At 64.3% G+C, this 23181-nt stretch carries 16 protein-coding genes; 5 read left to right on the plus strand and 11 right to left on the minus strand.

The annotated features are described in order from the left end of the window. Positions 1–114: 114 nt before the first annotated feature. The 4 genes from I6E04_RS03720 to I6E04_RS03735 form a co-directional block, all read right to left on the minus strand. Positions 115–1023: a LysR family transcriptional regulator gene (locus tag I6E04_RS03720; protein ID WP_235421826.1), complete on the minus strand. Its 909-nt coding sequence runs from the start codon at positions 1021–1023 to the stop codon at positions 115–117. A 216-nt stretch (positions 1024–1239) separates the two neighbouring features. Continuing rightward, entirely contained in the window at positions 1240–3210 is a 1971-nt protein-coding gene (locus I6E04_RS03725) for an aconitate hydratase (RefSeq protein WP_235421827.1), read from the minus strand. Positions 3211–3442: 232 nt separating this feature from the next. Then, positions 3443–4801, minus strand: a complete 1359-nt coding sequence (locus I6E04_RS03730; RefSeq protein WP_235421828.1) for an MmgE/PrpD family protein — start codon at positions 4799–4801, stop codon at positions 3443–3445. A gap of 296 nt (positions 4802–5097) precedes the next feature. Continuing rightward, positions 5098–7377 (minus strand): hydratase, encoded by a 2280-nt coding sequence (locus I6E04_RS03735; RefSeq protein WP_235421829.1) that lies wholly within the window; start codon positions 7375–7377, stop codon positions 5098–5100. A gap of 188 nt (positions 7378–7565) precedes the next feature. Between I6E04_RS03735 and I6E04_RS03740 the strand changes: the two genes are divergently transcribed. Next, on the plus strand, positions 7566–8468 hold the full coding sequence (locus I6E04_RS03740) for an alpha/beta hydrolase fold domain-containing protein (protein ID WP_235421830.1): 903 nt from the start codon (positions 7566–7568) through the stop codon (positions 8466–8468). Positions 8469–8976: 508 nt separating this feature from the next. Here I6E04_RS03740 and I6E04_RS03745 read toward each other — a convergent pair. Both I6E04_RS03745 and I6E04_RS03750 read right to left on the minus strand, forming a co-directional pair. Beyond that, positions 8977–10347 (minus strand): citrate:proton symporter, encoded by a 1371-nt coding sequence (locus tag I6E04_RS03745; RefSeq protein ID WP_235421831.1) that lies wholly within the window; start codon positions 10345–10347, stop codon positions 8977–8979. Positions 10348–10477: 130 nt separating this feature from the next. Then, positions 10478–12757 (minus strand): hydratase, encoded by a 2280-nt coding sequence (locus I6E04_RS03750; protein ID WP_235421832.1) that lies wholly within the window; start codon positions 12755–12757, stop codon positions 10478–10480. A gap of 317 nt (positions 12758–13074) precedes the next feature. On the opposite strand from I6E04_RS03750, the gene I6E04_RS03755 reads away from it, so the two are divergent. Further along, positions 13075–14010 carry a LysR family transcriptional regulator gene (locus tag I6E04_RS03755; protein ID WP_235421833.1) on the plus strand — a complete coding sequence of 312 codons (936 nt, stop codon included), beginning with the start codon at positions 13075–13077 and terminating at the stop codon, positions 14008–14010. A gap of 497 nt (positions 14011–14507) precedes the next feature. On the opposite strand, the gene I6E04_RS03760 is transcribed toward I6E04_RS03755, so the two are convergent. The 5 genes from I6E04_RS03760 to I6E04_RS03780 form a co-directional block, all read right to left on the minus strand. Beyond that, the gene (locus I6E04_RS03760) at positions 14508–15653 is read right to left on the minus strand and encodes a PrpF domain-containing protein (RefSeq protein WP_235421834.1); all 1146 of its coding nucleotides are present in this window, start codon (positions 15651–15653) and stop codon (positions 14508–14510) included. A gap of 78 nt (positions 15654–15731) precedes the next feature. Further along, a complete protein-coding gene (locus tag I6E04_RS03765; RefSeq protein ID WP_235421835.1) occupies positions 15732–16907 on the minus strand; it encodes an isocitrate/isopropylmalate family dehydrogenase in 1176 nt (391 codons plus the stop codon). Positions 16908–17131: 224 nt separating this feature from the next. Continuing rightward, a complete protein-coding gene (locus tag I6E04_RS03770; protein WP_235421836.1) occupies positions 17132–17611 on the minus strand; it encodes a YbaK/EbsC family protein in 480 nt (159 codons plus the stop codon). 115 nt (positions 17612–17726) lie between these two features. Continuing rightward, entirely contained in the window at positions 17727–18740 is a 1014-nt protein-coding gene (locus I6E04_RS03775) for an ElyC/SanA/YdcF family protein (RefSeq protein WP_235421837.1), read from the minus strand. Positions 18741–18776: 36 nt separating this feature from the next. Then, positions 18777–19682 carry an alpha/beta hydrolase gene (locus I6E04_RS03780; RefSeq protein ID WP_235421838.1) on the minus strand — a complete coding sequence of 302 codons (906 nt, stop codon included), beginning with the start codon at positions 19680–19682 and terminating at the stop codon, positions 18777–18779. 143 nt (positions 19683–19825) lie between these two features. Here I6E04_RS03780 and I6E04_RS03785 point away from each other — a divergent pair, with 143 nt between their 5' ends. From I6E04_RS03785 to I6E04_RS03795, 3 genes are all read left to right on the plus strand, one after another. Beyond that, a complete protein-coding gene (locus I6E04_RS03785) occupies positions 19826–20224 on the plus strand; it encodes a pyridoxamine 5'-phosphate oxidase family protein (RefSeq protein ID WP_235421839.1) in 399 nt (132 codons plus the stop codon). A 162-nt stretch (positions 20225–20386) separates the two neighbouring features. Next, a complete protein-coding gene (gene asnS / locus I6E04_RS03790) occupies positions 20387–21790 on the plus strand; it encodes an asparagine--tRNA ligase (protein WP_235421840.1) in 1404 nt (467 codons plus the stop codon). Positions 21791–22182: 392 nt separating this feature from the next. After that, positions 22183–23181 (plus strand): ABC transporter substrate-binding protein, encoded by a 999-nt coding sequence (locus tag I6E04_RS03795; RefSeq protein ID WP_235421841.1) that lies wholly within the window; start codon positions 22183–22185, stop codon positions 23179–23181.

Consider the following 23181-nt stretch of genomic DNA (forward strand, 5'->3'; position numbering starts at 1 on the left):
CCAGGGGTTTTGTTGCACCGGGCAGCACATTGTGCTGCCCGGTGCAACAAAACCCCTGGGGTGAAATTACGCTCCCGACGCTGGGGAAGGAACACGTCCCCACATGACCCATCACTAGGGCTGCAGGCAGCGCGGCCGATTGATCTCGTCCGGCCCGATGGCCACATGGTCCTTCACGTACTCGATAAAGTCGCTCATATGCGGCGGCAGCGATTTGCCACAGAGGTAGATACACCACGTCCGGCGCACGAGCGGCGAACCGTCGCGGTAAAACAGCGGCGTCAGGTGCAGATCACGGCTGTTCTTGAAGTTCTCGGGCACGAAGCTCAACGCATAGCCCTTCCCCTGCGCCACGAGCTCCCAGGTGAAGTCGATGTAGCCCACGTTGCGCCCGGGCGTCATCTCCGTGCCGAAGCGCTCGCGCCACCAAGCCTGCAGCAGCTCGGCGGACTGTTCGTTGGTGCGGAAGTCGATACGGTCGAGCTCGGGCAGCTCATCGATATCCAGCGGATCGCGACTCACGAGATACGCCTGGTTGCAGTCGACGAGAATGCTCTTGATGGGCCCCTCGAAATCGCCGCGCACGAACACGACGTCCACCTCGCCGTCGAGCAGCTTGCGGAACAGCGTGTCGCTCTGCTCGTTGACCACGTCGAAGTGCACCTCGGGGTCGCCGACCTCGGTGTAGCCACCCAGCACGCCCCACAGGCTGTATTTGTTGAACGTGTAGGACGAGCCGATCCGAATCGTGCGACGACGCTCCTGCTCAAGCTCGGCCAAGCCGCGCTTGGTCTGCTCGACGAACGCCTTGTGCTCGGCGGCGCGTCCCGCCAGATACGCCCCTTCCGGGGTGAAGACGAGCCCTTTCGGCGTGCGCTCGGCTATGCGGACGCCCATCTCGCGCTCGATATGCTGCAGGCGCTTGGTGAGGGTCGGCTGCGTCATATAGAGCGCGGCGGCAGCACGCGACACGTTGGGATTGCGATACAGCTCATCGATGATCTCCCAATCGAAATCCCTCACGCGGACGCCCCTCCTCCATACGACCCTGCCTGCGTTTCATTATCGGCCAATATGACGCCGCATACCTATACCAAAATGCAATAGCCGCCCGCGATGCACCGGATCCGGGCAGCTGAACCCGGCGCATCGCGAGCGGCTATGGCGATCGGAAACCTCAAAGGGGCAAGTCACGTTCGACGGCGAGGGCTTTCATCCCTTGCGGGACACCTCACTGCCCTACGCGTTCGCCGCGGCGTCCTCCTCGGCGAGCTTGGCCTTGAGCAGGCGCAGCTGGCCGCCGGCGAGCACGACCTCCATCTCGGCATCGGACAGATCGAGCGTCGCTGCGAACTCGAAGTGACGCGTCTTGTTCTTGACGACCACGTGGCGCGTCGGGATCTGATCGAGCAGGCCCTCGATCTCGAGCTCGTCGCCCTGCTCGATGGAATCGTAGGCAGCCGGGTCCTCGAACAGCATGGGGATGATGCCGTGGTTGATGAGGTTGCCCTTGTGGATGCGCGCCATGCTCTTGGCGATCACACAGCGCACGCCCAGGTACATGGGGTTGATGGCGGCGTGCTCGCGGCTCGAGCCCTGACCGTAGTTCTCGCCGGCGATGATGATGGACTGACCCATCTCGCGTGCACGCTCGGCGAACTCGGGGTCGTAGCGCATGTAGCAGTACTGGGACATGAGCGGGATGTTGGAGCGCATGCTGGAGAGCTCGGCCGAGGCGGGCGTGATGTCGTCGGTCGAGATGTTGTCGCCGCCCTTGAGCGAGACGGGCACGCACAGGTGCTGGGTCGGCTCGTCGGGGATCGGCAGGAACTTGATGTTGGGACCGCGGACGATCTCGACCTGCTCGGCCTCCTCCGCGGGCAGCGGCTCGATGAGCAGGCTGTCGTCGACGGGATAGGAATCGGGCTCGCAGATCTTGCCGAGCTGCTCGACCTCGTCGCCCAGGATGTCGCGCGCGCTGGCGAACGTACCCACGATGGCCGTGGCCGCCGCGCTCTCGGGGCTCGCAAGGTAGACCTTGGCGGTCGGGCTGCCGGCACGGCCGCGGAAGTTACGGTTCGAGGTGCGCACGGCGACGCCGTCGGTGGCCGGCACCTGGCCGATGGCGCAGCACGGGCCGCAGGCGAACTCGAGCAGGCGCACGCCGGCGTCGAGCAGCATGTCGATGTAGCCGTCGTGCAGCAGCTGCTTGTAGACCTGCCTGGACTGGATGGCGCACGTGCAGCTCACGTTCTCGTTCACATGGTGACCGCGCAGCACGAGCGCCGCCTTGGCGATGTCGGAGTAGCTCGCGTTGGTGCAGCTGCCGATGAACACCTGCTGGACGGGCACCTTCTCGACCTCGTCGAGCTTGTGCACGTTGTCGGGCAGGGCGGGGCAGGCCATGAGCGGCTCGAGCGAGGAGAGATCGAGCTCGATGCGCTCGTCGTAGACGGCGTCCTCGTCGGGCAGCAGCTCGAGGTACTGATCCTCGCGGTCCTGGGCGGCCATGAAGCGGCGAACCTGCTCGTCGGCAGGGAAGATCGAGGTGGTGGCGCCCATCTCGGCGCCCATGTTGGCGATGCTGCAGCGCTCGGGGACCTCGAGGGTCGCGGCGCCGGGGCCCACGTACTCGAACGCGCGGCCAAGACCGCCCTTGACGCCCACGCGGCGCAGCATCTCCAGGATGACGTCCTTGGCGTTCACGCCGGGCTTGAGCGAGCCGGTGAGGTACACCTGCACGACCTTGGGCATGACGAGGCGCATGGGCTGGCCGGCCATCGCGGTGGCGACATCCATGCCGCCCACGCCGATCGATAGCATGCCCACCGCACCGCTGTGCGGGGTGTGCGAGTCGCCGCCAAACAGCACCTTGCCGGGCACGGCGAAGCGCGCGGTGTGGATGGCGTGGCAGATGCCGTTGCCCGGGCGCGACACGTACACGCCGAAGCGCTTGGCCGCCGACTGCAGGTAGATATGGTCGTCGGGCGTCTTGTTATCGATGTAGAGGAGGTTATGGTCGAGGTTGGACACCGACAGCTCGGTGCGCACGCGGTCGAGACCGAGCGCCTCGAAAGCGAGGTAGGTCATGACGGCGTTGATGTCGTGCGTGAGCGTCTGGTCGACGCGCAGCAAGATCTCCTCGCCGGGCTCCATGCTGCCCGAGACGAGATGCGACTCGATGATCTTCCGTGTAAGCGATGCTCCCATGGTGCATACCTTTCCGTGGAGTCCGATGCTACCCAACCTTATAGTGCGGCCTCGACGTCCGTGCGTCCAATTGAAAGCGCGCATGCACCTATGCCACCGCGGCATGACGGGTCAGTTGGGGATGTGATTTCACCCCAGGGGTTTTGTTGCACCGGTCATCCCTAGGGCTGACCGGTGCAACAAAACCCCTGGGGTGAAATCACATCCGGGTCCCCAAATGGCCCTCAGCGCACTAGAGCTGCGGAATCGCCCGTGCTCGCTCGATTTCCCGTACTTTCTCCACGATGCCCTCAGCCCGCTGCAGGCCAACCACGCCCTCCATGAGCCCGATCGCCTTGTGCTCGATCTGCTCGGCGGATAGCGGAGATGCCACCCCACCCGACGCATCGGGCACGGTGACCTCGCGCGCCGTTCCATCGGTCAGCGTGATGCGGACGCGGCATCCCCAATGGTCGGGGTAGGCGCTCGTGAACTCCTCGGTCGCGCGAACGTGCACCTTGTCCATCAGCGAGCGGAGCTCGGGGTCTCCAATCACATCGGCCTCAAGTTGGGCAAGTGTCACCTTGCCGTACAGCAACGCGCATGCTGCGGTAAACGGCGTCGAGAACTTGGCCTGCACGGCGTTGACGGGATGGATCGAGCCTTCCTTTTCCGCGCACTGCCGGTACCCGACCTCATAGGTCTCGACGTCGATCGAGCGAACGTCGTGCGCCGATATCCCGCAGCCCGACCGGAGCGCCAGCACGCCGTCGATCACGCAATGGGTGCTTCGACAGGCGGGATAGGGCTTGCTGTCGACGCGGCAGATCTCCCACACCTCACCAAGGCCCTCGGTGGCACGCTCCACCTCGGGCGCGTCGCTCATCATGGACAGGATACCGCCGTCCTCCGCGGTGAGGATGTGCACCGGTCCGGTCATGCCCGCTTGGGCGAGCAGCGCGGCCTCCACGCCGGATTGCGCCGCGCGGGCGGGATTGAGCACCTTGTTGGAAGCACCGTCGCCCAGAAAGCCCCAGGTACCGAAACTCTGGGCACCCGCCAATCCCAGGGCGTAGGCGGTCGTCTGCGCATCGAGCCCCAGCAGTTTGGCAGCCGCGGCAGCGGCACCGAACGTTCCGGCAGTGGAGGTGGCATGCCATCCTCGCGCGCGATGGGCCGAAACCCCGAAGGCCATGCCGATGCGACTCGTCACCTCGTAGCCGCATATGACCGCCAGCACAAGGTCCTCGCCTGACGCACCAACCAGCTGAGCGGTCCCCCACGCGGCAGGCACCACCACCGCGCCGATGTGCGTCTTGCTGCCGATATGCACGTCGTCCATCTCGAGTGTATGGGCGGCAAGGGCGTTGAGGAACACCGCGGGGCCGATCCCTAGCGCACGATCGGTACCCAGAAGCGAAATCGAACCGGCAGGGTTCACCTCGAGCCAACGCTCACGCACGGCACGGACCTGACCCTCCTGCGAGCCTCCGATAATCGATCCGACGGAGTCCAGCACCCGACGAACAGCCGCCGTGCGTACCTCGGCCGGGACGTCATCGACACCGAGCTGCGACACGAACGCCGCCAGCTTCATCAGCTCATCGCCCATCATGCACCTCACGATCACGCATCCGTCTAGCAAGATCGGCGCGAACGCCGCTCATCTCAAGTATGCGAGGGGCGATGGCGCCTTTCCAATACGAGCATCCGATAAAAGCCATAGGCGCCGACGTATGGGTCAGTTGGGGACGGGATGTATTTTTCACCCCAGGGGTTTTTGTTACACCGCGGGAAAATGGGGACTGTCCCTATTTTCCCAGATGGGGACGGGATGTGATTTCACCCGGTGCAACAAAACCCCTGGGGTGAAATCACATCCTGCCGCCAGAAGGCCCGTCCCGGCAGTTAGCCTTTGCGGTTGTAGTTGATCAGGCAGCCGTCGAGGATGATCTGGCGCTCGTCGTTCGTCATCGAATCGAGCAGCAGCGTCATGGTGCCGCACACCTCGCCGCCGCGAATCACATGAGCCTCCAGCTCGCCCGCGCCGGCCTCGATCGCCGCGCGCACGCCGGGGATGTACAGCCAGTCCCCCACCTCGAACAACAGCTCGTCGTCGGTGCGGAACGGCAGCAGACCCCAGTTGATGAGGTTCGTCCGGTAGCGCTTGGTCGCGTACTGGCGACACACGTTGACCAGGCCGCCGAGCACGCGCTGGCAGCTCGCCGCCTGCTCACGGGCCGAACCGTCACCCGGCTTGGTCGCGTACAGCATGCCGCCGATCTCGATATCCACCGCGTTGGCATCGGGCGTGATGCGCTTCGCCGCAGCGAACGCCGCCGCGCATCCCTTATCGAGGTGTCCCGCAAGACGCCTCTCCTCGTAGCCGCGCGCCGTCTTCGCGCGCTCCACGTACTCGGGGTCACGGCCCGAAAGCGTGAACTCGGCGAGCTTGAACGGGTCGGAACGATAGCACGACGCCTCGCCGGAGGGCACGAACTCGTCGGTGTTGGTCACCGGGTCCAGGATCTTGGTGCATACCTGCACGAGCACATGCTCACCCAGCGGCTCCATCTCGGGCCAATCCTTGATGTTGGGGCCGTAGGCGAGCGGCTCGTCGGGCAGCGGATTGCCGAACCCGTTGTACACGCGATGCGCGTAGGGCGCGGGATCGTATTCGTATTCGGGCACGTCGCCCCAGCAGTCGAGCGCAGCGGCACTCGTCAACACGCCGCCGTTGGCCGCCGTCGCGGCGATGGAGCGGGCATCCATGAGGGCAGCCGCGGCCATCTGCCCCTGCCCCGCCTTGGAGCCCTCGCGGTTGGGGAAGTTGCGCGTGTTGTGGCGGATGGACAGCGCATTGTTTGCCGGCGTGTCGCCCGCACCGAAGCACGGACCGCACATCGCCGTGCGCACGACGGCGCCCGCCTGGATCAGATCCATGATGGCGCCCTGCTTGACCAGCGCCGACATGATCGGCATCGACGCCGGGTACACCGAGAGGCTGAACTCGCCGTCGCCGCAGCTGTGACCGCGCAGGGCGCGCGCCGCCTGCATGATGTTCGTGTACGTACCGCCCGCGCAGCCCGAGATGCTCCCCTGTTGCACGTGCAAGCCGGCGGCGTCCACCTTGCCGCGCAGGTCGAGCGAGCCCGCGCGCCCGGCGATCTCGTCGGCGCGGGCCTCGACGGAAGCCAGGATCCCATCCAGGTCGTCGTACAACTCGTCGATGGCGTAGACGCTGCTCGGGTGGAACGGCAGCGCGATCATGGGGCGCACCTGCGACAGGTCGACGCGCACACAACCGTCGTAGTACGCCACCGGCGCCGGCTTGAGCTCGGCGAACTCGTCCTCGCGCCCATGGGCGGCAAGGAAGCGCCACGTGCCGTCATCGGTCACCCAGATGGAGGACAGCGCCGCCGTCTCGGTCGTCATGACGTCCACGCCGTTGCGGTAATCGCACGTCATGTTGGCGATACCGGGACCGACGAACTCCATCACCTTGTTCTTGACATAGCCGCACTCGAAGACCGTGCGGATGATCGCGAGAGCGATATCCTGCGGACCCACGTACGGCGCCGGCTTGCCCTCGAGGTACACGGCGATGACCTCGGGTGCGGGGATATCGTAGGTCTTGCCGAGCAGCTGTTTGACGAGCTCGCCGCCGCCCTCGCCGATGGCGAGCGTACCCAGAGCGCCGTAGCGCGTGTGAGAGTCGGAGCCCAAGATCATCTTGCCGCAGCCCGCCTGCGTCTCGCACATCACCTGGTGCAGCACGCCCAGGTGCGGCGGCACGAAGATGCCGCCGTAGCGCTTGGCGGCGGACAGCCCGAAGCGGTGGTCGTCCTCGTTGATGGTGCCGCCCACGGCGCACAGCGTGTTGTGACAGCAGGTGAGCGTATAGGGCACGGGGAACTCCGTGAGCCCCGAGGCGCGGGCGGTCTGGATGATGTTCACGAACGCGTTGTCCGGCGAGGTAAGCGCGTCGAAGCGAAGACGCAGGGAGCCGTCGTCTCGCGACGTGTCGTGCGCGCGCAGGATGCGGGCGGCCATCGTGCCCATACGCGCAGCGACAGGATCCGCCTTGCTGCCCGTCATGCGCTCGACGGCATCCGGATCCGCCTCGGGCACGATCAGCCCACCGTCGATCAGGTACACGCCGCCGTCGTAGAGCTTCACAGCATCCATCGTCAAGACCCCCTCAACATGGGAAAGGATTCGTAGTTCCCCCCCCCTCATTATGGAAGGCCGGTGCGGCGCAATCCAATTGAAAGGCGCCATATCGTTATGCCGAACTCGTATGACGATATGGATATCGCCATCCTGCCGCTACCCTATAATGCAGGCGTGAATCAGCTATGTTTGAGGAGGTAACCGTGGAAGTCAAAGCATGGAGTTACGAGGAGTTTCCCGAGTTTTGCGATGAGGTCGACGGCGCGACGCTCATCGAGACGACAGGCGACGAAGTCGAGGTCGAGTATTTCCACGACGTACCGTACGCTTCCGCTGATGGTGTCGAGCTGCGCTTGCAAGTGCTTAAACCCCGCACGCGCAACGGTATCGAGGGGCCTCTGCCCTGCGTCGCGTTCGTCAAGGGCTCGGCATGGCGCCCGCAGAAGTTGTACGCTTTGATTCCCCAACTCGCACGCATCGCCGCGCGCGGCTTCGTCGTCGCGGAAGTCGAGTACCGCCCCGCCGCCGACGCGGCGTTCCCCGCGCAGATCATCGACGCGCAGAACGCCGTCCGATTCCTTCGTGCAAACGCCGGGCAATTCGATATCGATCCCGATAAACTGATCCTCGCGGGCAACTCCTCTGGCGGGCATACCGCGGTGTTCGCGTCGTTTTTGGATGCGGGCGGCAACGTCTATCCCAACGTATCTGCCGAGGTCCGCGGTGTCATCGATCTATACGGAGCCGTGAGCCTGATCGCCGACGACTCTTTTCCCATCACGCCCGAACATCATACACCCGGTAGTCCCGAGTGCCTGCTCATGGGAAACATCGACCTGTTCGAGCATCCCGAGCTGCGCGAGAAGGGATCTGTCGCGACCTACATCACGCCCGAGCTCGACATTCCGCCCGTGCTCATCGCCCACGGCACCAAGGACCGCAAGGTCAATACACGGATGTCCGTCGAGTTGTTCGAAAAGCTCCGCACATGCGGCAAGGACACCGAGCTCTACCTAGTGCAGGGCGCCGACCACGGCATCGCCGAGTTCTACACCGACCGCATGATCGACATCTACGAGCGCTTCATCCGCCGCTGCCTCGCGTAACCACGACCCCGCGGAACGCATCCGTGATAACACGTCAGACGTATTCACATATAGCTCTTTTCCCCATGGATTTGTCTCATGTAGAAGCCTGTACGTGAAACAACCCCATGGGCACGAACGGCGTGAAAGCACGTCCGACGTTTTCCACATGAAAAGATGCCGGACAGCGAGGCGAAACAGGTAGAGCTGCCGCTACCCGTCCGACTTTGCCGTACGGCATCTTGTCATATTCGATTGTTCTACACTTTTGCCCATAGCTCAAATATAACTTCGCAATGTATCCCATAGACAGATTCTATAGGTACGAAAACGCCGCCCTTCGTCGTAGCGGCACATGCTCGCCATCAGGCCGACCAAAACAAAAAAGTCCCGGTGCGCTTGAGCGGAGCGCACCGGGTTGGAAAAGGGAAAAGGGAAAAGGCGATTGTTCTGAGCACACGAGGTGTGCAGGGGCCCGGACCCCGTCGCTGCCCTACGGGCGTCCGGGCCTGAAAGAGAGGCGCGTTGCTTAGATCAGCGGAATGGCACCGGTGAGCACCGCGACGACGCAGTAGATGATGAACATCGGGATGCCCCAGACGATGATCTGCTTCTGGTGCTCGCCGAAGTCGACCTCGCAGCGCTCGATCAGGATCCAGATCCAAGCGATGAGCGGGGTCGCGTAGTAGGTGGCCAGCGGGATCATGGCGCCAACGCCCATGGCGGTGGAGGAGATGCCGTACTGAGCAGCCAGGCCGGCGAGAACCGGCAGGATGCCGAAGTAGTAACCGTCGGAGGACAGGAAGATCATGCCCGGGATACCGAGGACGGCGACGAACAGCGGCAGCAGGTTCTCCATGCCGGCAGGCACCAGGCTCGCCAGGAACAGGGCGATGTCGTCACCCATACCGGAGTTGGTGAGGATGCCCATGAGGAAGCCGGAGGCGACGATCATGGCGGCGGCGGGCATGCCGTCCTCGAGGGCAGCAGCCAGACGATCCTTCTGCAGGTGGAAGTCGAAGCCGAAGTTCACGAGCAGGGCGAGGGCGAGGCCGCCGCCGAACAGCACCGCGGAGTTGGCATAGCCACCGATGAGCAGGACCATGATGATCACGGAGAGGATCAGGTTGAACCACACGAGCTTAGGACGCTTGTACTCGGGATCGTTGTTGCGCACGATGTCGCACATCTTCTCGAGCTCGGCATCGCTGATCTCAGCGGTCTTAGCCGGGTCGAAGCCGAGGCGAGCGCGCTCCTTCTTACCGAGGAACCACGCGACGAAGACGCAGTACACGAGCGCAACAGCCATGCCCGGGATGAGCAGCGGGAAGAGCTCGGTCACGTCGAGGTTCAACGCGGAAAGGACGCGGGCAAGCGGGCCGCCCCACGGGGACATGTTGAAGACCGACGTGGGCAGGCAGATGAGCAGCGCCAGGTAGGGCGTGCGGATGCCGAACTGCTTGTACAGCGACACGAAGGCGGCCGTGGTGATCAGGACCGTGGAGGTGCCGTCGCCGTCAAGGGAGACGCCGGCAGCGACCAACGTGGAGGCGACCATGATCTTCATGGGGTCGCCCTTGACCAGCTTGATCATGGCAATGACCAGCGGATCGAACAGACCGACCTGCATCATGAGGGTGAAGTAGGTGCAGGCGAACAGGACCATCATAGCGGAGCGCACGGTACCTGCGGAAACCTCGCCATCCTCAACGGCGTAGAACACACCGCTGTAGACCCACTCGAAGACGTCGAGGACGTTCTGACCGGTGATGAGGCAGAAGATGATACCGGCGGCCAGGGGCACGACGGCAAGGCCGACATACGGGCTGAGCCAGCGCTTCATGACACCGATAATGAAGATGAGAATCATGATAAGGCCGACAGCTGCAGCAAGAGTCATGAATTCCCTCCTTTACCGTTGCGGACGATTCCCACCGGGGAAATCAGTCCATGTTCCATTGCATATATGAAGCCAAGCGCGCAGGCCAGCATGGCAGCTGATAGGCTGACCCGCGCGCTCGCGCGTCACCTTAGTTGTGACGGTTGTAGTTGATCAGGCAACCATCGAGGATGATCTGGCGCTCGTCGTCCGTGAGCGGGGCGGTGTAGAGGGCCATGGTGCCCGCCACCTTGCCGTCGCGGATGATGTGACCGACAAACTCGCTCTTGCCGGTGGCGATGGCCTCGCGCACACCGGGCACGAAGATCCAGTCGCCCGGCTCGAAGGCGGGCTCGTCATCGGACTGGAAGGGCAGCATGCCCCAGTTGATGACGTTGGAGCGGTAGCGCTTGGTGGCATACTGCTCGCAGATGTTGGCCAGGCCGCCGAGCACGCGCTGGCAGCTCGCCGCCTGCTCGCGGGCAGAGCCGTCGCCGGGCTTGATGGCGTAGACCATGGAGCCGATCTCGGTGTTGGAGGCATCGACCTCGGGCACCACGGTGCGGGCCGCCTCGTAGACGTCGGCGATGGCGGCGGGCACGTTGCCCTCCTTGCGCTCGGCCTCGAGCACGGCGGTGTCCTTGGCGCGGCCGACGTAGGCCGGATCGCGGCGGGACAGGGCGAACTCGGCAAGACCCAGCGGGTTGGAGCGGTAGGACGAGGTCTCGCCGGACGGGATGAGCTCGTCGGTGGTGGTCACCGGGTCGAGGATCTTGGAGCAGACCTGGAGCAGGGCGTTCTCACCGAGCGCCTCCATCTCGGGCCAGTCCTTGATGTTGGGGCCGTAGCACAGCGGCTCCTCTTCCTTGGCCTCGGAGAAGCCCTGGAAGACGCGGTGATCGTAGGACGAGGCGTCGAACTCGTGCTCGGGCACGTTGCCCCAGCAGTCGAGCGTCTCGGCGGAGGTCAGCACGCCGCCGTTGGCAGCGGTCGCGGCGATGGAGCGGGCGTCCATGAGCGCCACGGCAGCCATCTGCCCCTGGCCGGGCTTGGAGCCCTCGCGGTTGGGGAAGTTGCGGGTGGTGTGGCGGATGGACAGCGTGTTGTTGGCCGGCGTGTCGCCCGCGCCGAAGCAGGGGCCGCAGAACGCCGTGCGGATGATGGCTCCGGCCTGCATGAGATCGAAGATCGCGCCCTTCTTGACCAGGTCGGCGAAGACCGGCTGGGAGGAGGGGTACACGGAGAGATTGAACGCGCCGTCGCCGCAGCTCTTGCCGCGCAGGGCGTTGGCGGCCTCGATGACGTTGGTGTAGTTGCCGCCCGCGCAGCCGGCGATGGTGCCCTGCTGCACGTGCAGACCGGCGGCGTCAACCTTGCCGCGCAGGTCGAGCGAACCGGCGCGACCGGCGATCTCGTCGGCGTGGGCCTCGACGGAGGCCAGGATCTCGTCCAGGTTGCCGTTGAGCTCGTCGATGGTGAAGACGTTGCTCGGGTGGAACGGCAGGGCGATCATCGGACGGATCTTGGAGAGGTCGACGCGCACGCAGCCGTCGTAGTAGGCGACCTTCTCGGGGTCGAGCTGACGGAACTCGTCACCGCGACCGTGGTCGGCCAGGTACTTCTGCGTGTCGGCATCGGTGCGCCAGATGGAGGACAGGCAGGTGGTCTCGGTCGTCATGACGTCGACGCCGTTGCGGTAGTCGGTGGTCATGCTCGCGACGCCGGGGCCGACGAACTCCATGACCTTGTTCTTGACGTAACCGCACTCGTAGACGGCGCCGATGATCGCGAGCGCGATATCCTGCGGGCCGACGAAGGGCGCGGGCTCGCCCTCGAGGTAGATGGCGATGACCTCGGGCGTGGCGACATCGTAGGTCTGACCGAGGAGCTGCTTGACGAGCTCGCCGCCACCCTCGCCGATGGCCATGGTGCCCAGGGCGCCGTAGCGGGTGTGGGAGTCGGAGCCGAGGATCATCTTGCCGCCGCCGGCCATCATCTCGCGCATGTACTGGTGGATGACGGCGATGTGGGGCGGAACGTAGATGCCGCCGTAGTGCTTGGCAGCGGACAGGCCGAAGAGGTGATCGTCCTCGTTGATGGTGCCGCCCACCGCGCACAGCGAGTTATGGCAGCAGGTGAGCACGTACGGGATCGGGAATTTGGTCAGGCCGGAGGCCTTGGCGGTCTGGACGATGCCGACATAGGTGATGTCGTGGCTCGTCAACGCATCGAACTTGATCTTGAGGTTGGCCTCATCGCCGGAGGTGTTGTGATCCTGCATGATGCGATAGGCGATCGTGCCCTTGCGCGCGGAATCGGCGTTCACCTCCTCGCCGGTCATGCCCTTGATGGCATCGACCTCGTTTGCCGGGACGACGGTCTCGCCGTCAACGAGGTAGACGCCTCCTTCGTACAGCTTCACAGCATCCATGTGCACTCCCCTACGTCGAATGTGTGGACGTTCGATGGTGCCAGTATCCCTACACAGACTGTCCACATCAAATACTATGTTTCGATGGAGTCCATAGTGGTTAACCTATAGTAGCAGCTCATCATACATGTTAGCTGGTTACTACTTTTTGATACCAGCAAAGTTCTCCCGCCGAACGGTCGTTTATTGGCTACTGTTGCTTGTAACGGGCAAAATCGGCAGATTCCGACTTTCCGTATCGGGTATAGCCATTTGAATGTTTCTACCTATTTGGCCGGTATGACCGACGGCACGGCATGGTGAACAAGGGGGACCGCGTGAACGACCGAGAGCTCACCTACGTCAAAACCATCGCGGAAGAAGGCAGCGTCTCGGCTGCCGCGCGCAAGCTCTATATCGCCCAGCCGTCGCTCTCGCAATCGCTCCAGCGCATCGAGGATGGGCTCGGTACCAAGCTGTTCGACCGCACGCCGTCCGGTCTTCGGCTCACGCAGGCGGGCAAAAAGTACCTGACGATGGCGAACCGCGTCCTCAAGCTGTACGAGGACCTGCAAACCGAACTCTCCGACATGGAGCAGCTGGCGGCCGGTAGCGTCACGTTCGGCACCACGCGCTTGCTCGGCAAGATCCTGCTGCCCCACGTGCTGCCCGAGTTCCACAAGCGCTATCCGAATATCAAACTGAGCATCGTCGAGGGCAACTCCAAACAGCTCGACCGCGCGCTCACGGCGTGCGAGATCAACTTCGCCGTCATGCACCGCCTTATGGGCGAGGGCAGCCGGCACATCGACTACGACGTGTTCTGGAAGGATCCTTTCGTGGTCACCGTGCCGAGCGACAGCCCGCTGGTCGCCAAGGCGACCCCGCGCGATTCGTACCCCCACCCCGTCATCGACATCCGCGAACTTGCCGACGAGCCGCTGATCACCGTGCCGTACGGACAGCGCATCCGCCAGGTGATCGACACGTCGTTCATGCGGGCGAACGTCCGGCCGAACATCATCTTGGAGGTTCGCGACTACACGACCGCGCAGAGCCTCGCCGCCCGCGGGATGGGCTACACCATCGGCCCGCAGAGCTACACGCAGCTCGCGGACCTCGAGGGTACCGACGTGAGCTTCCTGTCGCTGGATGAGCGCCATAACGCGGCATGGGCCCTGTGCATCGCCACGTTTGGGAACACCACACTGTCGCGCGCCGACATCGAGCTGATCCAGTTCTTCGAGGACGTCATCGCCAACACCATGGAATAGGCGGCCAACCTCGCTTCACGCATGGGCGAAGTTTTATGCACGGGTCGCGTGGTCAAAAGAGGGGCCTACATCGTTCGTTTCTCGCGCGCGTTACAAAAATGAACACTTTCTAGTTGAATGGAGCGCCCGGAAGCGCCGATGCGACCCGATATGCCCCACCAAACCATGCCGCGCCCGCGATTGGCGACACGTTCGCTCTCTGAAGGACGGTATTACTGACAAAACGGCCGTATATTCTAGACCGATTTTTGCATATATCTGTCAAAGCCTGTTTTTCCAACTAGAAAGTGCCCATTTTTGTAACCGCCGGCGCAAACGAACGTCTGCGCGCACTCGATGGGCCGGTATGGCCCGTCCAACGTGAAAAACGGCAGACCCGATTTCACGTACCTTCGATATGCGACTATGTGGGGCCTCATTTCATGCGACGCGGGCGCACCCGAGGAACAAGCTGCCTCGGGCGCGCCCGCAACGTAAGCCGTAAACGTGACGCGCTCCTATTTGCGCACGTATACCGTACCGTCCATGATACGGCGCGCGGTGCGCTGAACAGCGACGCTGGGCAGCTCGTACGATCCGTCGGAGCCCTCGACCAGATCGGGCACCATGGTCATCACGCCGCTCGGATGGCCGATACGCACCGTACCGGGCTTGGCGAGCACTCCCCCGCATACCTCGTGCGCGATGGAACCCTCGAGCATCGCAGCGACCGAAATCGCGCTCGCCGCCGTGAGCGGACATGCCTTATGGCACTTGAACACCGAGATGACGCGGGCGCACACATCCATATCGGACGCCGAGACCTCCTTGCCGGCGATGTCGGTATAGCTCACCGGCGCGGTCACGAACCCGACTTTGGGAACCGCCGGGCTGTTCGCGGTCGCGTCGGCAAGATCGGTTGCGAAGCCCATCTCGACGGCAGCCGCCCCGCGGATCGCCTCGAGCAGCTCGGCTGCCCGTGCGTCGGCATCGACGTCGGCCGGCAGCTCGGTGCCCGAAAGGCCGATATCGGATGCGCGCACGACGACCAAGGGATTGGACACGTCGAGAATCGTCGCCTCGATCGTCCCGTGACCGGGAACCTCGAGCGTCTCGCGGACCTGGCCCGTCGGAAGCAGGACGCCGGTCTTGGCACCCGCCGGGTCGAGGAACTTGACGAGCAGCTCGGCGGCGGTGCCGTCGACGCCCGCGATCGCGCAGTCGCCGTCCTGGGCGAATGTATGCGTATCGGGATCGATGGGCACGGTCACGTCGATGTACTTGTCGGTATTGCGGTTGAGCATGTGCACCGTCGTGATGGGCTCCACGACCTCGACCAGGCCCTCCTCCACGGCGAAGGGACCGACCGCGGAGGTCATGTTGCCGCAGTTGGACTTGAAGTCGACCTGGGCCTTGCCCACGATCACCTGCCCGACCTCGTACTCGACGTCGATACCCGGCTCGTCGCTCTTCCAGACGATGACGATCTTGTTGTTGGACGAAACGGTGCCGCCCATGCCGTCGATCTGCTTGGGATCGGGGTTGCCCATCACCTGCAGGAAGATCTCGTCCCATTCGGCGCGGTCCGCCGGCAGGTCCTCGCGCAGGAACATGCAGCCCTTGCTGGTGCCGCCGCGCATGTATACGGTCTTGAATTTCCTCATAACGCGCTCCTCATACGTGCTCGCAAACGGGATGTGCCCCCGCCTGCGCGAGGGCACACCTGGAGGGCTGTTTTCTCGTTATCCGAGCTTCTGGATGGTCTCGATCAGGTAATCGGTGAAATCGGTCGAGGTCGGGCCGTCGCCGAAGCCCATGACGACACGACGCTCGGTGTCGCAGCAGATGTCGAGCGCCTGCTCGAGCTTCGCGCGGCGCTCGGGGAAGCCGATGTGGCCCACGAGCAGGCCGGCGGCGCGGATGACGCTGCAGGGGTTCGCCCACGGCGACAGACCCTGCTCGGCCAGCGTGGGCGCCGTGCCGTGGATGGCCTCGAACAGTGCGTGCTGGCTGCCGAGGTTCGCCGACGCGGCGGAGCCCAGACCGCCCTGGTGCTCGGCGGCGATGTCGGTCACGATGTCGCCGTAGAGGTTGGGCAGCACGATGACCTGGAAATCCTTGTTGAAATCGGGATCCATGAGCTTGGCGGCCGTCGCGTCGACCAGACGGGTCTGGACGGTGATGTCGGGGTACTCGCGCTCGGCGACGTCGCAGATGATCTGCTGGAAGTTGCCGTCGGCGTGCTTGACGATGTTGGCCTTGGTGATCACCGTGACGGTCGTCTTGCCGTTGGCGCGGGCGTAGTTGAGCGCCATGCGGGCGAGGCGCTCGGTACCGGGCAGCGTGCAGACCTTGAAGTCGACGGCGAGGTCGTCGGTGACCTGGATACCCTTGTCACCCCAGATGTACTCGCCCTCGAGGTTCTCGCGGAAGAACGTCCAGTCGATGCCCTTGTCGGCCATGCGGATGGGACGCATGCCCACGAACAGGTCGAGGCCGCGACGCAGCAGGCTGTTGGCGCTCACGAGGTTGGGGTACGGATCGCCGGGGCGCGGCGTGGTGAGGGGGCCCTTGAGCAGCACGTCGCACTCGAGGGCGGCGTCCAGGACATCCTGCGGCAGCGACTCGCCGAGCGCGGCGCGGCGCTCGATGGTCAGGCCCTCGATGTGACGAAGCTCGACGCGACCAGACTCGATCTGGTCGGCGAGCAGGCACTCGAGCACGCGGACCGCCTGGGCCACGATGGTGGGGCCGATGCCGTCACCGGGCAGGATGCCGATGGTGATGTGGTCGAGCTTCGTGTAATCCTTGGGCGCGCCGTCCTGGCGCACGCGCTCGATGCGCTCGAGCTCTCCGGCGATCAACTCGCCGAAGCGCTTGGTCGCACGCTCGATGGCCTCCTGATCTGCTGCGTTCATGGCGTCCTCCCTGCCGTTCGCATGTTTACTCGGGACCGAATCCGGCCCTGAGTATATGGTGCTACGGCCCAGGCGGCCAATCCAATTGAAAGCATGCATGCATCTATGCCGCCGCGGCATGGCGCGGATGTAATTTCACCCCAGGGGTTTTGTTGCACCGGGCCGCCCATTGGGCGGCCCGGTGCAACAAAACCCCTGGGGTGAAATTACATCCGCGCCGGGACTTACGCTTCCTCGCGCCAGCCGCGGCAGACGTCGACCCAGCCCTCGGCGCGCGTCGCCTGCTCGAGCTCGGGAATCGTCAGGCGCACGCCGCTGTGGTCGTTGCCGCACGCGGGGTACACCACCTCGAAACGGCGCAGCGACTCATCCAAAAACACGCGAGCGCCCGGCTTGGCACCGAAGGGGCACACGCCGCCCGGCGCATGGCCCACGAGTCCCTCGACCACGTCGCCGGGAATCATCTTGGCCTTGGTATGGAACACCTGCTTGAACATGCTGTTGTTCACGCGCGCGTCACCGGCGCATAGCACGAGCACCGGCACCTCGTCCACCAGGAACGCCATCGTCTTGGCGATATGCTCCGGCTTGCATCCGAGCGCCTCCGCGGCCTCCTCGACCGTCGAACTCGGCGCCTCGGTCGCGATCACGCGATCGCCCAAACCGATGCTATCCAGATATGCTTTCGCGACATCGAACGACATGTTTCGCCCATCCTCTCGTTCGGCAAACCATCCAATACTAGCGTCGCGGCGCGCGGGGCCAGCATCGCACGTCCGCATGGGTTGGAACGAACACGTCCCCAACCAACCTATTGCGCTACAGGATGAGCAGCAACGCCCAGCAAACAGCCACGAACGCGAACGTCCACGGGAAGCGGACGACCATCGCGCCGAACTCGCGGATGATGGAGCGCAGCCACGTGTCGCGCTGCGTGGCGGACCCCATGACGTCGGCGTCGATACCCATCGTGCGCGCAAGGTTCACGCAGCGCAGCGCATGGAAATCGCTCGTCACCAACAGCACGCGATACGGCTGGCCGCCGGCGAGCCGGTCCATGACGGAACGCGACAGCTCCAGGTTCTCCCGCGTGGTGCGCGAGGCGTCCTCGATGGCGAGCGACTTCTTAGGTACGCCGCGATCTCGCAGGTAATCGCACATGACGCTCGCCTCGGACACGACCTCGTCGGCGCCTTGACCGCCCGACACGACGATCGTGCCGCGCCTGCCCTGACGCTCCCACATCGTGTACGCGCTATCGAGGCGCCCCATGAGCAGCGGCGAGGGACGCGTGCCCGAAAGCGCCGCCCCATGCACGAGGATGAACCGGTAGGGTTGCTTGCGGTCGGGCACCATCTCGCGCCCGGCGATGCGGTACGCGAAGGAACACAGGCTCAACGCGACGAGCGCGAACGAGAGCCACAGGGCCTCGAATGCGAACAGGTTGACCACCGCGTCGACGACGGCGTTGTCCGCGGCCTCCATCGCCTGCGGGACCAACGTGTACAGCACCGCGATCGCGAACGCGCCCGCGATCGGCGCGCCGGAGGCGGCACTCACGCGTCCATCGCGGATGAGCACCATGACGCCGTTGAGCGCGAGCAGCTCGACGGCGAGCAACGGGAAGATGAGCATGAGCGAGTACGCGGGGATCGAAAAACCGTTCTCGCCCCAACACGTCAGGCCCGCAAGGGACAGAAACAGCGCAAGGGTAAACGGCACCGCCGCCCGATAGAACACGCGCGCGCCCATTCGAAACGCCACGATGAGCGCTACCAGGCAGACGAGCGCCAAGACCCCCATCATCATGTCCCCCGTGATGTCGATCATCATATCGTCACCAATCCATTCGGCATCTTACCGAGCGCACTACGCCAAGCCCTGGCGCTCCAGGAAGTCGAACGCGAGCTCGACCCACGCGCGAACGGCGTGGGCGCGGTCCTCATTATCGCAGCGCGTGTTGATGTTCGCCACGGACAGACCGTGCCCTCCTTGGTCGAACACGTGCAGCTCGTGGACGACGCCCTCGCGTGCCATCGCCTGCGCCAGATCGTACACCTGGCAGATGGGGCAGGTCTTATCGTCTGCCGTCCCCCATACGAACGTCGGCGGCATGTCACGCGAGACGTGCGTGGTCGGACAGACCTCCGCCATGCGCTCGTCGGTCGCCTCGCCGCCGATGACCATGGCGATGTAGTCGTTGAGCAGGTCGCGGCCGGTCTTGCCGCCGGTCTTGGGCACGCGAAGGTCGATGCGCGGGTCGCGCGTCTGCTCGTCGCGGATGACGCGCATGTCGAGCACGGGATACGCCAGGATCGCCGCATCGGGACGGAGCCGGTCGGGTCGCTCACCTGTGATCGCGGCGAACGGGCCGCTTTTCCATTGCGCTGCGAGCGAGGCGCAAACAAAGCCGCCGGCGGAAAAGCCGACGACCGTCACCTTGTCGGGATCGACATGCCACGCCTTGGCGTTCGCGCGCACGGTGGCGACCATCTTGGCGAGGTCGGCCTCGGGATTCGGAAAGGACACGTTGCCGGTGGAACTCGTCACGTAGTCGAGCACGAACGCTTGGAAGCCGCGATTCAAAAACTCGAACGCCACGGGCTCCTGCTCATGCGCGCTGATGGCGGTAAAACTTCCCCCACCGCAGATGACGACGGCCGGACGCGGCTCGTCGGCGCGGGCCGGCACAGGTTCTGCCAGGTAGGCGGTATAGGTTGCCGGATACTCCGCGGTCGGTTCCTCGCCCCACAGGGCGTGCTGTTCTATGATCATCGATTCCTCGCGTTCGTCGGGTGTGCCGTCCGTCTAGGGTATACCATTCCGACCCCATGGGACGGAACGGACAGGTTGCCTCGTCCCATGTTCGCAGGATGGGTACATAGACGGTATCCGGCCAACGCGAGAAAGGAAGAGCAATGGATGAGGTCCTGGAGTATCTGAAGAAGAACCCGACGTACTTCTTGGCGACAGTCGACGCCGACGGAAACCCGCAGGTGCGGCCCTTCGGCACGATCGCGAAGTTCGAGGACAAGCTGTACATCCAGACCGGCAAGGTCAAGCCGGTGTCCGACCAGATGCTTGCGCATCCGCGCATCGCCATCAGCGCGGTCGATGCCGAGGGCGGTTGGCTGCGTCTCACCGCCGACGCCGTGCTCGACGATCGCCTCGAGGCGCGTCAGGCGGTTTTAGGCGAGTACCCCGAACTCCAGAGCATGTACGCCGCCGATGACGGCAACTGCGAGGTCTTCGCCCTCGAAAACGTGACCGCGACCTTCTGCTCGTTCACCGCCGAGCCCAAGACCGTCACGTTCTAACTTCATGCCGCGACATGGGTTCGTTGGGGACGTGTCCCTTCCAACCCACAATGGGTTGGAAGGGACACGTCCCCAACGAACCCATGCAGCCCCGAAACATCGCGGGCTGGTATGATGGTGGGCGGCCAGTCTATCCGCTCATATCTAAGAACAGAGGTCTTTATGGATCGCACCAAGATCGCCCAGCTCTACGCCGACGCCGAGGCGCTCGGCGGCAGCCGCGTCACGGTCGCCGGATGGGTCAAGTCCGTCCGCGACATGAAGAACTTCGGCTTCGTCACCGTCAACGACGGCAGCTGCTTCCGCGACCTGCAGATCGTCATGAACCGCGACGATCTCGCCAACTACGACGAGATCTCCCATCAAAACGTGTCGGCCGCCGTCATCGCGACCGGCATCGTCAAGCTCACGCCCGACGCGCCGCAGCCCTTCGAGCTCACCGCCGAGACCATCGAGGTCGCCGGTCCCTCCGCGCCCGACTACCCGCTGCAGAAGAAGCGCGCCACCGTCGAGTTCCTGCGCACGCAGCAGCATCTGCGCCCGCGCACGAACCTGTTCCGCGCCGTGTTCCGCATCCGCTCCGCGGCGGCGGCGGCCATCCACCGCTTCTTCCAGGACCGCGGCTTCGTCTACGTGAACACCCCGATCATCACCACCTCCGACTGCGAGGGCGCCGGCGAGATGTTCCATGTGACGACCTTCGACCCCGCGCACACGCCCACAACCGACGCCGGCGAGACCGACTGGAGCCGGGACTTCTTCGGCAAGGCCGCCTCGCTCACCGTGTCCGGCCAGCTCAACGCCGAGAACTTTGCCATGGCCTTCGGCGACGTGTACACCTTCGGCCCCACCTTCCGCGCCGAGAACTCCAACACCACGCGCCATGCCGCCGAGTTTTGGATGATCGAGCCCGAGATCGCCTTCGCCGACCTCGCCGACGACATGGACCTCGCCGAGGATATGCTCAAGTACGTCATCAACGACGTCATGGCAACATGCCCCGATGAGCTCAACATGCTCAACAAGTTCGTGGACAAGGGTCTCATCGCCCGCCTGACGCACGTGGCGACCTCCGACTTCGCGCGCGTGACCTACACCGAGGCCATCGAGATCCTCGAAGCCGCAGTCGCCGCCGGCCACGCGTTTGAGTATCCCGTGAGCTGGGGCATCGATCTGCAGACCGAGCACGAGCGCTTCCTCACCGAGGAGCACTTCAAGTGCCCGACGTTCGTGACCGACTACCCCGCCGAGATCAAGGCGTTCTACATGCGCATGAACGACGACGGCAAGACCGTCGCCGCCGCGGACTGTCTGGTGCCCGGCATCGGCGAGATCATCGGTGGCTCCCAGCGCGAGGAGCGTCTGGACGTCCTCGAGCGCCGTATCACCGAGCTCGGCATGGACGCCAGCCAGTACAAGTACTACCTCGACCTGCGCCGTTACGGCACCTGCAAGCACGCCGGCTTCGGCCTGGGCTTCGAGCGACTCGTGATGTACCTCACCGGCGTGGGCAACATCCGCGACGTCATCCCGCATCCGCGGACCGTCGGCAACGCCGAGTTCTAGGGTCTTCTCAACCTGAGCGACCCGCTGCAGCGCACCGCACTGCAGCGGGTCGTTTCCTTTGTCGGGGATGTGATTTCACCCCAGGGGTTTTTCTACATGGGGCAGGACTCGTCCTGCCCCATGTAGAAAAACCCCTGGGGTGAAATCACATCCCCGACATCGCAAACCCGAAAGATGGAATTACATCGTGCATCGGCAAGCGCGTCGTTTCGACCGACCGCCGGCACGAAGATTAACAATTGGTATCACGCGCGCGGAGGTCAGGGCCGACGGTGCATGCACTTTTATCATGAAAAGCTATCTGTACTCTATTGGGATGGAGCGCCGCGCATGACGGGGCGCTCTGCTGCATCACATTCGGAACAGGTCCGAAGGAAAGGGAGGTTGCGCCCATGAAACGGCTCACAACCATCGCTTCCGCCGTCGTCACGGGGACGCTTGCGCTGGCGCTCGCCGCGTGCGGAGGTGGCGACGCTTCCGAGGCCGGCTCGACGACCGAGTCCGCCGACGGCACCACGTATAAGATCGGCGTCCTGCAGCTGACCGAGCACGCCGCACTCGACGCCTCCAACGAGGGCTTCGTGGCGGCGCTCGACGACGCCGGCATCTCCTACGAGATCGACCAGCAAAACGCGCAGAACGACCAGTCCGCCTGCCAGACCATCGCGAGCAAGCTCGTGAACGATGGCGACGACCTCATCCTCGCCATCGGCACGCCGGCGGCCCAGGCCGTCTCGAGCGCGACGAGCGACATCCCCATCATCGGCACCGCCATCACCGACTTCGCCGAGTCGGGTCTCGTCGCCTCTAACGAGGAGCCCGGCGGCAACGTGACCGGCAGCTCCGACCTCACGCCCGTCTCCGACCAGATCGAGCTGCTCGAGCAACTCGTGCCCGACGCCAAGACGGTCGGCCTGCTCTACTGCACCGCCGAGTCCAACTCCGAGGTCCAGATCTCCATGGCCGAGGAGGCGCTTGACGCGGCGGGCATCGCCCACGAGCGCTACACTGTCTCGAGCTCCAACGAGATCCAGCAGGTGATCGAGTCCATGGTCGGCAAGGTCGACGCGATCTACACCCCGACCGACAACACCATCGCCGCCGGCATGGCGACCGTGTCCATGGTCGCCAACGAGAACGACCTGCCCGTCATCGTGGGCTGCGACACCATGGTCGAGGACGGCGGTCTGGCCTCCTATTCCATCAACTACTACGACCTGGGCTACAAGGCAGGCGAGATGGCCGTCGAGATCCTGACCGAGGGCGCCGACCCCGCCGAGATGCCCATCGCGTACCTTGCGGCCGAGGACTGCCAGCTCATCGTCAACCAGGCGACCGCCGACGAGGTCGGTATCGATATCTCCGGCCTCGAGGACGCCGAGACCGTCTAG

Origin of the sequence: Collinsella tanakaei (assembly GCF_021531055.1) — a bacterium.
GTDB lineage: Bacteria > Actinomycetota > Coriobacteriia > Coriobacteriales > Coriobacteriaceae > Collinsella > Collinsella tanakaei_B.

Coding starts and splice junctions, on each gene's coding strand:
- I6E04_RS03745 (WP_235421831.1), bottom strand. CDS start 10,347: ATGACTCTTGCTGCAGCTGTCGGCCTTATCATGATTCTCATCTTCATT.
- I6E04_RS03735 (WP_235421829.1), bottom strand. CDS start 7,377: ATGGATGCTGTGAAGCTCTACGACGGCGGCGTGTACCTGATCGACGGT.
- I6E04_RS03730 (WP_235421828.1), bottom strand. CDS start 4,801: ATGGGCGATGAGCTGATGAAGCTGGCGGCGTTCGTGTCGCAGCTCGGT.
- I6E04_RS03775 (WP_235421837.1), bottom strand. CDS start 18,740: ATGATGATCGACATCACGGGGGACATGATGATGGGGGTCTTGGCGCTC.
- I6E04_RS03785 (WP_235421839.1), top strand. CDS start 19,826: ATGGATGAGGTCCTGGAGTATCTGAAGAAGAACCCGACGTACTTCTTG.
- asnS (WP_235421840.1), top strand. CDS start 20,387: ATGGATCGCACCAAGATCGCCCAGCTCTACGCCGACGCCGAGGCGCTC.
- I6E04_RS03725 (WP_235421827.1), bottom strand. CDS start 3,210: ATGGGAGCATCGCTTACACGGAAGATCATCGAGTCGCATCTCGTCTCG.
- I6E04_RS03795 (WP_235421841.1), top strand. CDS start 22,183: ATGAAACGGCTCACAACCATCGCTTCCGCCGTCGTCACGGGGACGCTT.
- I6E04_RS03780 (WP_235421838.1), bottom strand. CDS start 19,682: ATGATCATAGAACAGCACGCCCTGTGGGGCGAGGAACCGACCGCGGAG.
- I6E04_RS03760 (WP_235421834.1), bottom strand. CDS start 15,653: ATGAGGAAATTCAAGACCGTATACATGCGCGGCGGCACCAGCAAGGGC.
- I6E04_RS03770 (WP_235421836.1), bottom strand. CDS start 17,611: ATGTCGTTCGATGTCGCGAAAGCATATCTGGATAGCATCGGTTTGGGC.
- I6E04_RS03765 (WP_235421835.1), bottom strand. CDS start 16,907: ATGAACGCAGCAGATCAGGAGGCCATCGAGCGTGCGACCAAGCGCTTC.
- I6E04_RS03750 (WP_235421832.1), bottom strand. CDS start 12,757: ATGGATGCTGTGAAGCTGTACGAAGGAGGCGTCTACCTCGTTGACGGC.